At 38.6% G+C, this 12,978-nt stretch carries 10 protein-coding genes, 2 tRNA genes and 1 pseudogene; 10 read left to right on the top strand and 3 right to left on the bottom strand.

All coding sequences use genetic code 11. From position 1 onward, the window contains the following. Positions 1–200 precede the first annotated feature (200 nt). Positions 201–283: transfer RNA gene (locus TRESU_RS10575), tRNA-Leu, on the top strand. A gap of 33 nt (positions 284–316) precedes the next feature. Here TRESU_RS10575 and TRESU_RS10570 read toward each other — a convergent pair. Beyond that, complete coding sequence (locus tag TRESU_RS10570; protein ID WP_013702203.1) at positions 317–1,882, bottom strand: YifB family Mg chelatase-like AAA ATPase; 1,566 nt, start codon at positions 1,880–1,882, stop codon at positions 317–319. A gap of 98 nt (positions 1,883–1,980) precedes the next feature. Between TRESU_RS10570 and earP the strand changes: the two genes are divergently transcribed. The 7 genes and pseudogenes from earP (at position 1,981) to TRESU_RS10535 (ending at position 9,190) form a co-directional block, all read left to right on the top strand. Then, complete coding sequence (gene earP / locus TRESU_RS10565) at positions 1,981–3,171, top strand: elongation factor P maturation arginine rhamnosyltransferase EarP (protein ID WP_169309763.1); 1,191 nt, start codon at positions 1,981–1,983, stop codon at positions 3,169–3,171. 101 nt (positions 3,172–3,272) lie between these two features. Further along, positions 3,273–3,845 carry an elongation factor P gene (gene efp / locus TRESU_RS10560; protein WP_013702201.1) on the top strand — a complete coding sequence of 191 codons (573 nt, stop codon included), beginning with the start codon at positions 3,273–3,275 and terminating at the stop codon, positions 3,843–3,845. Between the two features lie 44 nt (positions 3,846–3,889). Next, positions 3,890–3,964, top strand: a tRNA-Arg gene (locus tag TRESU_RS10555). A 235-nt stretch (positions 3,965–4,199) separates the two neighbouring features. Further along, positions 4,200–6,068 (top strand): annotated as a pseudogene (locus TRESU_RS10550) (phosphoenolpyruvate carboxykinase (GTP)); the annotation flags it as partial. A 276-nt stretch (positions 6,069–6,344) separates the two neighbouring features. Continuing rightward, positions 6,345–6,890 (top strand): NlpC/P60 family protein, encoded by a 546-nt coding sequence (locus tag TRESU_RS10545; protein ID WP_013702199.1) that lies wholly within the window; start codon positions 6,345–6,347, stop codon positions 6,888–6,890. A gap of 121 nt (positions 6,891–7,011) precedes the next feature. Further along, entirely contained in the window at positions 7,012–7,395 is a 384-nt protein-coding gene (locus TRESU_RS10540) for a DUF4469 domain-containing protein (RefSeq protein WP_041612060.1), read from the top strand. Between the two features lie 130 nt (positions 7,396–7,525). Further along, entirely contained in the window at positions 7,526–9,190 is a 1,665-nt protein-coding gene (locus TRESU_RS10535; RefSeq protein WP_013702198.1) for a Na/Pi cotransporter family protein, read from the top strand. Positions 9,191–9,270: 80 nt separating this feature from the next. Here the strand turns inward: TRESU_RS10535 and TRESU_RS10530 are convergent, their stop codons facing one another. Then, positions 9,271–9,585: a hypothetical protein gene (locus TRESU_RS10530; protein WP_013702197.1), complete on the bottom strand. Its 315-nt coding sequence runs from the start codon at positions 9,583–9,585 to the stop codon at positions 9,271–9,273. Positions 9,586–9,769: 184 nt separating this feature from the next. Between TRESU_RS10530 and TRESU_RS10525 the strand changes: the two genes are divergently transcribed. Next, positions 9,770–10,060 (top strand): HPF/RaiA family ribosome-associated protein, encoded by a 291-nt coding sequence (locus TRESU_RS10525; RefSeq protein WP_013702196.1) that lies wholly within the window; start codon positions 9,770–9,772, stop codon positions 10,058–10,060. Positions 10,061–10,134: 74 nt separating this feature from the next. Here TRESU_RS10525 and TRESU_RS10520 read toward each other — a convergent pair whose 3' ends face one another. Then, positions 10,135–11,568, bottom strand: coding sequence for an RNA polymerase factor sigma-54 (locus TRESU_RS10520; RefSeq protein WP_013702195.1), 1,434 nt, complete (start codon positions 11,566–11,568; stop codon positions 10,135–10,137). Positions 11,569–11,654: 86 nt separating this feature from the next. Between TRESU_RS10520 and TRESU_RS10515 the strand changes: the two genes are divergently transcribed. Continuing rightward, positions 11,655–12,974 (top strand): DUF1015 domain-containing protein, encoded by a 1,320-nt coding sequence (locus TRESU_RS10515; protein WP_041612406.1) that lies wholly within the window; start codon positions 11,655–11,657, stop codon positions 12,972–12,974. Positions 12,975–12,978 lie beyond the last annotated feature (4 nt).

Genomic DNA, 12,978 nt, shown 5'->3' with positions numbered 1-12,978 from the left:
GGTTCCTGAAAAAATAATGAATTTTGCAATGCGAATTGAAATGAAATGTTTTTTATAGATTCATATAAATGATTATACAAGAATGATTCCAAAAATAAAACCTCCATTTTTTTTCTGCCTGAGAGAGTTTCTAAAGCCAGATGAGTTTTAACACTTCCTCTTGATTTTATTTTTATTTTTTGATATAGTAAGTATCACTTGCCGGCTTGGTGGAATGGTAGACACGAAAGACTCAAAATCTTTTGCGCGCGAGCGTGTCAGAGTTCAAGTCTCTGAGCCGGTATCTTTAGACCGAATTTTCTTCGGTCTTTTTTTTTTATGCCAAAAGATTCATTGTGCCAGCTGGCTTTTTAAATTTCACAGCTTCTTCCATTGAATTTTTTCCGATTATATTTTCTTCTTTCATATCTGAAATTGTCCTTGCGATTTTTATGCAGCTTGAAACAGATCTCGGTGAAAACTCATACGTTTCAGTTGCCTCATCTAAAATTTTTTTTGCTTCCGAATTCATCTGGCAAAATTCTTTTATTTCCGATGGAGAAAGCCTTGAATTTCTTTTTCCACGTTTGCGCTGAATTTTTATTGCCGCCGCGATTTCTTTTCGCAGTTCTGATGTTGAAATGCTTTGCGATGAATTTGAATTTTCTATTGAAACTTTTTCAACTTGAATGCTTAAGTCGATTCTGTCCAAAAGCGGAGCGGAAATTTTTTTCCAATATTGTTCGACTGAGCGGGCAGAGCATAGGCAAAGTTTTTCTTTTGAACCGTAGTTTCCGCAGGGACAAGGATTCATTGACATTAAAAGCTGAAAGTTTGCCGGAAAAATTGTTGAGCGTCCGGCTCTGCTTAGAGTTACGACTCCTGTTTCAAGCGGAACTCTTAAAATTTGAAGAACTGATGTTCTAAATTCCGCAGCTTCGTCTAAAAAAAGAGTTCCGTTGTGCGCAAGAGAGATTTCTCCTGGACTGCAATGAATTCCGCCTCCGCACATTCCTTCTATTGTAGATGTCTGGTGTGGCTGTCTGAACGGAGCTTTTTTTATTATTCTTGTTCCAGCCTGAAGAATTCCTGCAATCGAATAAATCCGAGTTACGCTTTGACTTTCTTCTTTTGTGAGCAACGGAACTAGCGCAGGAAATCTTTGCAGCGAAAGTGTTTTTCCGCAGCCCGGAGGACCAAACGCAAGCAAGTTGTGTTTTCCTGCTGCCGCGATTTGCAATCCTCTCACAAGTTCTTGTTGTCCGCAAATTTCTTTAAACTCGAATTCTTCAGGCGGAAAAAGAATTCCATTTATTTCAACAGCATCTTTTATTGTGTTTACGTTTTCTTCTTCAATATGCGAAGTTTTGTAATCAGAAAATGATTCTGTATTTTTTAACGCATTGAAAGCTTCTGTTAAATTTTCTGCGCCAAAAATTTTCATTGTGCGGATTTCTCTTGCTTCCTCAGCATTTGCAGCAGGAACAATGCAGTATCTTATTCCGCTTGCATAAGCAGTTGCCGCCGCCGCATGAATTGCTTTTACAGGACGTATATTTCCGTTCAATTCAAGTTCGCCAATCACAAGAATAGGTTCCATTTGAAATGCAGAATCTTCGTTTTCTAAATTTTCTTTTGCCGATAAAACTGCAAGAGCAATCGCAAGATCGAAGCCGGCTCCCTCTTTTTTCAAATCAGCAGGAGAAAGGCTTATAAGAACTCGTTCAGGCGGAAACAACAGCCCGGAATTTATAATTGCGCTTTTCATTCTTTCCCGCGATTCTTTTACCGCATTGTCTGCAAGTCCGACTATGTCAACGGCAGGAATTCCGCGACGCAAATCGACTTCAACTGTAACAAGATTTCCTTCGTAGCCAAAAGGCGAAAAACAAAAAATTCTCATGTTTGCTCCAAATAAAAAATTCAAGAATTAAAAACTTTATTATGGAAAAAATAAAAAAAATGCCGCAAATCAAAAAAAATTTGATAAAATGCTTTTTTATGGAAATTACAGTTTTGTGCAAAGTCGTTGATAATTTTGGCGATATCGGAGTCGTTTTTCGTTTATGCCGCGCGCTTTCCGAGCTGAAAAAAAATCTTGAAATTCGGCTTGTTGTAAGCAATCTTGATTCGTTTGCAAAAATTTCAAAAGGCATAGATTCCACAAAAACATTTCAGGAATTCCGCGGATGGAAAGTTTTTGACTGGAACGACAGTGCGCTTTGCAAAAAAGAATTTTCAAAAAATCCGCCGGAATTTATTTTGGAATGTTTTCAATGCGGTCGCCCGGAATGGCTTGAAGAACTTTTATTTTCACAGCAGTTCAATTTAAATGTTCAGATTGTAAATGTTGAATATTTGACCGCTGAATCTTGGGCTGATGATTTTCATCTATTAAAAAGCGGCACGCGTTCTGCAAAAATTAAAAAAATAAATTTCATGCCGGGCTTTACAAAAAAAACTGGCGGCTTGATTTTGGACAAAAATTTCATGCGCTGCCTTTCTGAAAAAAAATTCGCCTTGAATCTTGTAAAACAAAATCTTGATAAAAAAATTCTTTCCGAAGATTTTTCCGATTCATTTAAAATTCTTATTTTTTCTTATCCAAAGAATTTTGATTTTTTGGCTTCAGCAATAAAAGAATTTTCTTTTTTAAAAAAAATTATTGTTTTTGTTGCGTCTGGAGCTGGAGCTGATTCAGCAAAAATTTCCTTGAAAAAATTTAAAGTTGATTTTGTCTGCCTTCCGTTTATGCAGCAGGAAGTTTGGGACGCTTTTTTGTCGCTTATGGATTTTTCTTTTGTGCGAGGGGAAGATTCGTTCAGTCGCTGCTGTCTTTTTGGAAATCCTTTTATATGGAACATTTATTCGCAGGAAGAAGAATTTCACATTGTAAAATTGAACGCGTTTTTACAAAAAATAAAAATCCCGCAGATTGAAAAATTTTCTTTTTTGTACAACCGGAGTTTTAAAGCCAGTTGCTGCCCGGAATCTTTGGAAATTCTTGAAGAAAAAAAACTTCCGTCAGAACTTGAAAAAATAAATTCAGAAATGAAAACTGAAATTCTTTCCTTGCTGAAAAATTATGAAAGCTTAAAACCGGAATTTAAAAAGTTTTCCAATGAAATTTTAAAGAACGGAAATCTTGCGGAAAATCTTTTGAATTTGCTTGAAACAAAAATTCCGCGCTAAAGCAAATTTATTTTTCCTTGTTGCCTGCGTTTTGAAATGTTGCAATTTTATTTCAGTTCATATATAATCGAATAGCAAGTTTATTATCAAGGAAGTTTATTATGTTATCAACAAACGAAATTAAAGTTGGAACAGCTTTTATGTTTGAAGGCTCTCCTTTTATTGTTCAGAAAATGCTTGGCCAGAAAGCCGGACGTCAGGGAATTACAGTAAAGCTTCGTGTAAAAAATATTGTTACAGGCGGAACTCAGGATTTGGGTCTTGACGCGGGAGAAAAATTTGACGATGTTGACCTTGTAGAAAAAAATGTAAAGCTTTCTTATATCGACGGTGATGATTTTCACTTTATGGATCAGGAAACTTACGAAGATGTTATGCTTTCAAAGGAAGACTTGGGAGACAACGCTGGATACATTTCTCCTGATGATGACTACGATGTTACAATCACATATTATGAAGGAAAGCCTGTTGGTGTAAAGCTTCCTATTAACGTTGTCCGCGTAATCACATACTGTGAGCCAGGAATCAAAGGCGACACTTCTGGAAAGTCTTTGAAGCCTGCAACTCTTGATACAGGAATGGAAGTAAGAGTTCCTTTGTTCTGCAATACAGATGATAAAATCATAATTGACACAAGAGACGGTTCATTTGTAGAAAGAGCAAAAGACAAATAATTTGTTTTTCCAAAGGATTGGTTTTCATTCCTTTGGAAGGCCATGACCCCCTAGCTCACTATGGATAGAGCGACAGCCTCCTAAGCTGTAGGTAGCGAGTTCGAACCCCGCGAGGGTCAAAGTTGTATTTTTAAGATTCAAGGCAGTTTTACGCTGCCTTTTTTGTTTTTAAATCATGCTTTTGCTGAATTTCACATAAATTAAATTGATAAGAAAAAATTATAGATTTTGCAAGATTGATATGAACTTCTTTTTGCTTCGTCTATTGAAAATCATAAGAAAAAAAAGTATATTTATTCTATATGGAATCAGAAGGCTTAAAGCTATTTCAATTCTGACTCTAAGCATAGGAGTAACCGAATGACAGTTAATGACATTAAACATGCCAGAATCAAGGCATGGATTGAAGAATGTGTTAAGATGTGTGAGCCGGACAATGTTGTTGTTTGCGATGGTTCTACAGCCGAATATGACCGCCTTATGAAAAAATGCGTTGATGCAGGTCTTGCAACTCCGCTCGCAAAAAAGCCTAACAGCTTCCTTTTCCGCTCACTTCCGAGCGATGTTGCACGTGTTGAGTCACGTACATTCATTTCTTCTGTAAAGGAAGAGGATGCCGGTCCTACAAACCACTGGATTGATCCTAAAGAGCTCAAGGCTACAATGAAAGGTCTTTACACAGGATGTATGCACGGACGCACGATGTATGTTATTCCGTTCTGCATGGGACCTCTCGGCTCACCAATTGCAAAATACGGTGTTGAGCTTACAGACTCTGAATATGTTGTTCTTAACATGGACATCATGACACGCGCAGGCGAGAAGGTTTGGGAATACTTCGGCACAGACGGAGACTTCGTTCCATGTCTTCACTCAGTTGGAAAACCGCTCAACAACGGCGAAAAAGACAACGGTGTATGGCCTTGCGCAGACGTTGAACACAAATACATCAGCCATTTCCCGGAAGAACGACTTATCTGGTCTTACGGTTCTGGATACGGCGGAAACGCCCTTCTTGGAAAAAAATGCTTTGCGCTCCGCATCGCAACAGTAATCGCACGCGAAGAAGGCTGGCTTGCTGAGCACATGCTTATCCTTAAGCTCACAAACCCACAGGGCGAAGTTAAATACGTTACAGGCGCATTCCCTTCTGCTTGCGGAAAAACAAACCTTGCAATGCTTATTCCTACAATTCCTGGCTGGAAAGTTGAGACAGTCGGCGATGATATTGCCTGGATGAAATTCGGAAAAGACGGCCGTCTTTACGCTATCAACCCTGAAGCAGGATTCTTCGGAGTTGCTCCAGGAACTTCTGCTCAGTCTAACAAAAACGCTCTTGAAGCCGCTTCTAAAAACACAATCTTCACAAACTGTGCGCTCACAGAAGACGGAGATGTTTGGTGGGAAGGAATCGGCTACCCTGCAAAAGGCAAGCTCGTTGACTGGAAAGGCAACACACGCGATGCTCTTCCAAAAGACAAATCACCAAAAGGCGAAGAATTCGCTCATCCAAACGCTCGCTTTACAGCACCAGCTAAACAGTGTCCATGTATCGCTTCTGACTGGGAATCTCCAGAAGGTGTACCTATCAGCGCAATCTTGTTCGGTGGACGCCGTCCGTCAACAATTCCACTTGTTCACCAGAGCCGTGACTGGAACCACGGTGTATTCCTCGGATCTATCGTAGGTTCAGAAATCACAGCCGCTTCTACAATCGACGCTTCTCAGGTTGGAAAAATCCGCCGCGACCCGTTCGCAATTCTTCCATTCTGCGGATACAACATGGGCGACTACTTCCAGCACTGGATTGACGTTGGAGCTGCAGCAGCTAAACGTGGTAAAGAAGACAAACTTCCTAAGATTTTCTATGTTAACTGGTTCCGCAAGGACGAAGACAACAAGGATCTTCCAGGCGGATTCATGTGGCCTGGATACGGCGACAACAGCCGCGTTCTTGCATGGATTTTCGACCGCTGCGACGGAAAAGACAACTACGTTGACACACCGATTGGATTCATGCCAAAAGAAGGCGCTCTCAACCTTGACGGTCTTGACGACGTTTACAAGGCTCAGATTCCTGCAATCACAGCAGTTGACAAGGAAGGCTGGCTCAAGGAATGCAAAGACATCCGCGAAAACCACTATCCGAAGTTCGGCAAACACCTTCCAAAAGAATTGTCAGAATGTCTCGATGATTTGGAAAGTCGTTTGAACAAAGCATAGTTTTATTGAGCGAGTTTGCTGAAAAGCAAACTCGATAAGCAAGCCGCAAGGCTTGCGGCATGACCTCGAAGCTCGCTTGAATAAAGCCTAGTTTTACCGTGCTAGTTTGCCGAAAGGCAAACTAGGTAAGTTTATCCCGCTGGAATTTTTCTGGTGGGATTTTTTGTTTACTTTATATTTTTTTGTCATTACAATCTTTGCGTTTCGTGGTATAATAAATCACTCCAATCTTAATTTTATCAGCCACGTGAAATATTATACACGGGGAGGGTAGAAGTGAAAGGCAATTTTTTATTTGCTCCTTTTTTGTTCTGTTTCTCCATTCTGTTTGTTTCCTGCAATTTCAACAATGATTCCGATGATACTACTGAAATAGACTGTCCTGCGGAAATTGCCTCTCGTGCGTTCCGTTTCGCCGAGCTGTACAAAGATTCTGGTACTGTTTACGAGTTGGGCGGTCAGGCTCCTGTGCGTTCTGCGATTGCCATAGACTGCTCTGGGCTTGTCGTGATGTGCTACAAATATGCAATGGTCGATACAAAATATTCCTTGCTTGTCTCGGATATGACGGCGGCTTATATGTGCGAAAGCGCTTCGTCTCATGTTGCGCTGGAGCAAATGCGGCAGGGCGACTTGATTTTCATGGGCGAGGCTGATTCTTCCAATGTGTCGCATATCGCGCTTTTTGACCGGCTAGAAAACGGCAATGTCTATTTTATCGACAGCACGAAAAAAGACGACATCAGCGGTGTTACTTGTCGATATTATGCCGCAAGTGATTCGCGCTTTAAGTCGTTCGGCGTGATGAAGATCCAGTACTGATGGAAAATAAATTTTTTAAATTCTGCTGGAATTTTTTGTTTGAAACTTTTCTATCTGTAGAGATTCATAATTTGAGCCTTGTAGTGGAACTTTTACTATTGTAAATTGGAGAATTGATTCTATGAAAAAGTTAAGCGAAATACAGCATATAATAGAAGGAATTTTTGATGTTCATACAAATGAAATTTCGGATAAGATTTCTGCAGGACATTCTATACAGCTTTTGGGTTCAAGGTTAAAAGTTGCAGGAAGTAAAGATGATATAGGCTTTTTTTTTGCTCCTTGTGATGAAACTGGAGCCTATAGCAGTGACTATTCAAAATGGATTCGCATTGGAGCAGAAAGAATCGTTAATAATACTATTTCTTTACTTATGTTTGAACTGCCGAATTCTGTTGTTGCTGGTTCATATCGCATTATAGTTCAGACTGCTTATGGTTCAGGTAAAAGAGTTAATAAGAGTGTTAAATGTGATGTATATGATAAAATCGTCAATGTAAGCTAATTTAGTTGTGTAGATGAGTTCATGTCTAAGCTTCTAGATTAATAAAGATATGGTCTCATCTTTTAATTGCTATCTTGCTGCCCTTAACTTTTTGCTTTAAATTCGTGGTGTTTTTCTGTATAATCGGCTTATGAGCATTTCGAGCATATTGTCTATATTCCTTCAGTTTTTTGGCAGTCTTTGTTTTCTTCTTTTTGGAATGAAAATGATGAGCGATGGAATCCAGAAGTCTGCGGGAGATAAACTTCAGGCTGCTCTTCATCTTATGACGGGAAACCGATTTACCGGATTTTTTACAGGCTGTTTTTTGACTATGATAATTCAGTCTTCTGGGGCTACAACTGTCATGGTTGTTTCTTTTGTAAACGCCGGGCTTATCGAGCTAAGCAAGTCGATTGCCGTGATTCTTGGCGCGAATGTCGGAACAACGATAACGGCTTGGATTGTCGCGATATTCGGCTTTAACTTTGAAATTTCAGCATTTGCGATTCCGCTTTTTGGCATTGGCTATCTTTTTACAGTTATAAAGAAAATCAGAAATCCGGGGCTTGGTCAGGCCATTATGGGATTTGGAATTCTTTTTATTGCGTTGCAGTGGCTTTCAAGCACGATTTCACTTAATTCAGGCTCAATGAATTTTCTTCCTGCCTTGCAAGACAAAGGAATTTTTAGCTATCTTATTGCTTTTGTAATCGGAATTATTGTTACTGCGATGATTCATTCTTCGTCTGCTATGACGGCGATTGTAATTACGATGGCATATAACCAGATTCTTACTTGGCAATTTTCCGCGGCAATTATAATCGGAAGCAACGTTGGTTCGACTATAGATTCTGTTATGGCTTCGTTCGGGGCAAACGCAAATGCAAAGCGCACAATGCTTGTCCATGTTTTGTTCAATTCTGTAACTGCAATTGTCGCCTTGATTTTTATAAAGCCTTTTACTCAGCTTGTGGATTTAATTGTTCCGGGAACTGTTACAGAAAACATTACAATGCACATAGCGATGCTTCATTCGATGTTCAACATAATCGGCTCTGTTTTCTTTATGCCGTTTGTGAATCCGCTTTGCAAGCTTACGCATCTTATTATAAAAGACGACAAGGCTTCGCTTCCTTCTATATATAAGTTTGAATTTCCTGAACGCGCCGCGCATGAGTCTCCTACAATTCCTGTTGTTTCAGCGCAAATGGAAGTACGGCGGATGGCTGATATTTCCGTGCAGATGTTTGACAGGCTTCAGTACGGACTTACCGATTTGTCCGGACGTTTTGTTGTGGATCATTACGATAATCTTGTGCGGGAAGAAGATTACCTTGACCAGATGCAGGAACAGCTTACAAAGTATCTTTTAAAATGCGCCCAGCTTGATATTGATGACAAGCTCCGTGAAAATATAAACGTGATGATTTCGATTACAGGCGAACTTGAATCTATGTCTGATGACTGTCTGAGCATTGGCGTTTATTTGAAGCGCATAACGGAAAAACACTACGTATTTAAGAAAGAAGATTTTGACCGCCTGATTCCTTATCTTGAGCTTGCGCGGCAGTTGCTTCAGTTTATCTATAAAAATATCAACAAGGCTCTTTCAAAGGAGCAGCTTGATTTTGCGAATGAACTTGAATCCCAGATTGACGCAGAACGCAAAGCCTTGAAAAAAATAGCGCGCAAACGACTTGAAGATGGTGCGGATGTAAAGGCCGAGCTTTTGTACATGGATTTAGTGCGCCAGATAGAAAAAATAGGCGACCGTTGCTTTAACATTGCCGAACAGCTTGCACTTACAAAATAAAAAAGGCTGCCTAAGAACATTATGAAGTTTAATTCATTATGCGTTTTGGCAGCCAATTTGCTATAAATAAATTTTAGTTATTATTTATAGCTGATAGCAATTCCGCTCATGTTGTAACTGTTGAATGTAAAAATAAGGAACACTGTTTTCTTTGCGTCAACTTTTACATTTACAACGTCATCGCATTCAGGGTACTTTTTCTTTGCTTCTGCATAAAGCTTGCTGTAGCCAGAATTTGTGGCTGAAGATTTTACTTCTACACGTCCAAGAACTTCATAGCTTTGCGCATCACCTGGAAAAGCTCCTGCATCACTAAGTGGTGTCATAGAAATGCAGCCTGTTAGTGTTGCCGCTAAAATCAGCATAGACAACAATAAACCTACTCCTTTTTTCATATTTACCTCCAGAAAAATGGGATATTTTATTGTACCCCCCCCCGGGATTCTGTCAAGTGTTTTTTATAAAAAAAACTTTTCTTTGCTTTTTGGAATATTCCGTAGTATAATATTAGTGTAATCTTAAAAAGATTGCGGCGGCAGTTTGCTGCGGAATTTAAATATACTTATTAGGAGAAAAACTATGACAAAATCAATATCTGCACAGGGCTTTACTTTGGATTCAGACCAGACAGCTCTTATCAACAAAAAACTGGAGCGTATAAGCTACGCTGAAAATCTTATCGTTGACTTGATTATGCACGTAAAGGAAGACAAGAAATTTTACTTTGATACAACTGTTAACTTTAGATGGGGCGGAAATGCTCATGTTACAGGCGATGATTTTGACTTTGCGGCTGCGCTCAACAAAATGATGGATGTTCTTGATACAAAAATAAAGAAAGAAAAAGATAAAGTCCAGGAGAAAAAATAATTTTTCTTTCAAAGAAATAGTTTTTATATCTGGGCATTAAAACAATGCGGGCTGTCTAAAAAGGGCAGCCTTTTTTATTGCCTGTTGTACGAAGAATCTATGTTGAGTTTGTTTCTGTATTTTGCAACTGTTCTGCGCGCAATTTTTATTCCAAGTTTTTCTAGTTCCTCTGAAAGCTTTTTGTCGCTCATTTTTTTTCCGGTGGAAGAGTTCAGTATTTTTTTTAATTCTGCCATTGCCTTGTCTTGGCTTATTGTTTTGTTTTTTTTACTTGCGGCATTTGTGAAAAAATATTTTATGTCAAAAAGTCCCCATTCACATTGAAGAAATTTGCTGTTTGCCATTCGTGAAATTGTTGTTTCGTGGACTTTAAGTTTGTCCGCAATGTCCTGTTGCCTTAAAGGAACCAAGTTGCCTTGTCCGTGCAGAAAAAAATCAGTTTGAGTCCGCACAATTTCGATGCATGATCTTAAAAGCGTGTTTTGCCTGAATTCCAAAGTGTCTAAAAAATCTTTTGCTTTTTTTATTTCAGTTTTTATTGATAAAGAATTTTTTGAATTGTTTTTTGCAAGCTTTAAAAATTCCGGGTTTATGGAAACTTGCGGGAAGTTGTCCTTTGCAAGCCGCACATTCCAGGAGTTTTTTCCGCTTGTAACAATGTTGTCTTCAATTTGATTTTCTTGAAATCTTTCCTGAATTTTTTCTACATAAACATCTGGAGAAATAAAATGAATTTCTTTTGTGCTGAAATTCCGCGCAGGAAAAGGATCAAGCGTCCGTATAAAATCAATTGCCTTTTCCACATCTTGAATTACAGGATTTAAATTTTTATATTTTTCGTTTTGTGAATTTGCAAAAAGTTTTTTTTGTTCTAAAAGATATTCTTGAATTTTCTGGAGAACTTTTTCAGGACGCGGCGGATCAAGGAATTTTAATTTTCCGTCCAAAATAAAGATTGCAAGAATCGGCGCATTTTCTTTTTGCTCTGCCTGCACAAGCAGACTTTCTTCTGTGTTTGCAACGCAAACTCCGCAAGGTTCAAACTGCCTTACAATTTCAATGCATTTTTCCAAAAGCCCCGGCGTTTGCAGTTTGTTTTTTTTATCAAGAAGCGAAACTGGAGCAAGAATATAAAATCCTTTTGCGTCAAGATTATAAATGAGTTTTTCGCATAAAGTTTTTTCAGTTGCGCCAAGACGCATTGCATTCAATTGGGACAAAAGATGTTCCTGCAATGATTCCCGCTCATCTGCTTTTGCTTCAAGTGCCGCCTGAAAATTTTCGCTTGCTACTTCTCCGCTTGCAGTTGCTGATGATATTTTTGTTCCGTCCCAGTTTGATTTGTCTTTTGTTATGACAAGCGCAGGATTTTCTTCTGCGGCTTTGTAAATTTCTTCAGTCAAATCTTTTGAGTTCATGGCTAAAAGTTTCAAAGCCTGAATTTGCTTTTGGCTCATTATTTGAATTTGAGACTGAATCTGCTTTTGCTGAAATTCTAATCCTGCCATTACTTAATTATAATTGCAATTTTCAGAAAATTCAATTTTGGTTTTCTCTTATGGCTAAAATTGAAAAATATCTATATAATTTTTTTATGGAAAATTTTGAGCAGTTTGGAATACAAATCCCGGAAATTCTTTTGCCTAGAAAAAAAGAGTTAAATACTTGGTGCGTTGTGGCGTGCGATCAGTATACGCAGGATTTTGATTATTGGAAAAAAACAGAAGAAATTGTCGGCAGTTCTCCTTCAACTTTGAATTTGATTTTGCCGGAAATTTTTCTTTCTTCTTCAGATAAAAAAGAACGCATAGAAAAAATCCGCCAGACAATGAAAAAATATCTTGATGAGAATATTTTTGATTTGCCTGAAAAGGAATTTATTTATGTTGAGCGAAAGACTTGCTACGGAAGAGTCCGCCGCGGTCTTGTTGCTGCGATTGATTTGGAAACTTATGAATGGAAGCCTTTTTCAAAAAGTTTAATCCGCGCCACGGAAGCTACTATTCCGGAAAGAATTCCTGTTCGAAAAGAAATCAGAAAAGATGCGCCGCTTGAGCTTCCTCACATTATGCTTTTGGTGAACGATTCTGAGCATTGCCTTATAGAAGAAGCTGGCAGTGAAGCTAGAAAAAATCCGCCGGTTTATGACGGAAACTTGATGATGAATGCCGGTCATGTTTCAGGCTGGGCTGTAAAATCAAAAGAGGCATTTGAAAAAATTTCTTCTGCACTTGAAAAATTAAAGAGAGAAAATTCTGACGGCGAAGGAAATTCTTTTTTGTTTGCTGTTGGAGACGGAAACCATTCTTTGGCGACTGCAAAGGCTGTTTGGGACGAATGTAAAAATTCTGATTCGTCAGATTTAAATGCGCGCTATGCTCTTGTTGAGATTGTAAACATTTATGATTCTGGGTTGACCTTTGAGCCGATTCACCGTGTTCTTTTTAATTGCGATGCTTTCAAATTGATTTCTTTTTTAAATGAAAAACTTGACGGTGAACTTGTAGAAGAAACAAATGAAAATGCTTTGGAAAAAAATGTAAAAAGTTCCAAGGCGGATTTTGGTTTTGTTTTTAAAGAAAATGAAAGTCAAAAATATTTCAGACTAAAAACTAAAATTCAGGAGCTTGCAGTCAGCCGTCTTCAGCTGTTGCTTGATGAATTTATTTCCTGTAACAAAGAAATTGAAATTGACTACATTCACGGCAATGAAGAAGTTTTCAGGCTTGGTGCGCAGAAAAATGCAGTTGCAATTCTTCTTCCTCCAATCGCAAAAGATTCATTCTTTGAAACAATTTCTAGCCGCGGACCTTTGCCTCGAAAAAGTTTCAGCATGGGAGAAGCCAGCGAAAAAAGATTCTATCTTGAATGCAGAAAACTTTTTTCATCCGATAGACTTTCAGTTAATCCTTAAGTAT

Origin of the sequence: Treponema succinifaciens DSM 2489, assembly GCF_000195275.1 — a bacterium.
Classification (GTDB): domain Bacteria; phylum Spirochaetota; class Spirochaetia; order Treponematales; family Treponemataceae; genus Treponema_D; species Treponema_D succinifaciens.
The sequence above is the reverse complement of the archived record's forward strand: the minus strand, read 5'-3'. Positions and strand labels throughout refer to the sequence as shown.

What these genes read in the sequence shown, in the direction of transcription:
- TRESU_RS10570 (WP_013702203.1), bottom strand. Translation starts at nt 1,882, where the DNA reads ATGAGAATTTTTTGTTTTTCGCCTTTTGGCTACGAAGGAAATCTTGTT.
- earP (WP_169309763.1), top strand. Translation starts at nt 1,981, where the DNA reads ATGGAAATTACAGTTTTGTGCAAAGTCGTTGATAATTTTGGCGATATC.
- efp (WP_013702201.1), top strand. Translation starts at nt 3,273, where the DNA reads ATGTTATCAACAAACGAAATTAAAGTTGGAACAGCTTTTATGTTTGAA.
- TRESU_RS10540 (WP_041612060.1), top strand. Translation starts at nt 7,012, where the DNA reads ATGAAAAAGTTAAGCGAAATACAGCATATAATAGAAGGAATTTTTGAT.
- TRESU_RS10535 (WP_013702198.1), top strand. Translation starts at nt 7,526, where the DNA reads ATGAGCATTTCGAGCATATTGTCTATATTCCTTCAGTTTTTTGGCAGT.
- TRESU_RS10530 (WP_013702197.1), bottom strand. Translation starts at nt 9,585, where the DNA reads ATGAAAAAAGGAGTAGGTTTATTGTTGTCTATGCTGATTTTAGCGGCA.
- TRESU_RS10525 (WP_013702196.1), top strand. Translation starts at nt 9,770, where the DNA reads ATGACAAAATCAATATCTGCACAGGGCTTTACTTTGGATTCAGACCAG.
- TRESU_RS10520 (WP_013702195.1), bottom strand. Translation starts at nt 11,568, where the DNA reads ATGGCAGGATTAGAATTTCAGCAAAAGCAGATTCAGTCTCAAATTCAA.
- TRESU_RS10515 (WP_041612406.1), top strand. Translation starts at nt 11,655, where the DNA reads ATGGAAAATTTTGAGCAGTTTGGAATACAAATCCCGGAAATTCTTTTG.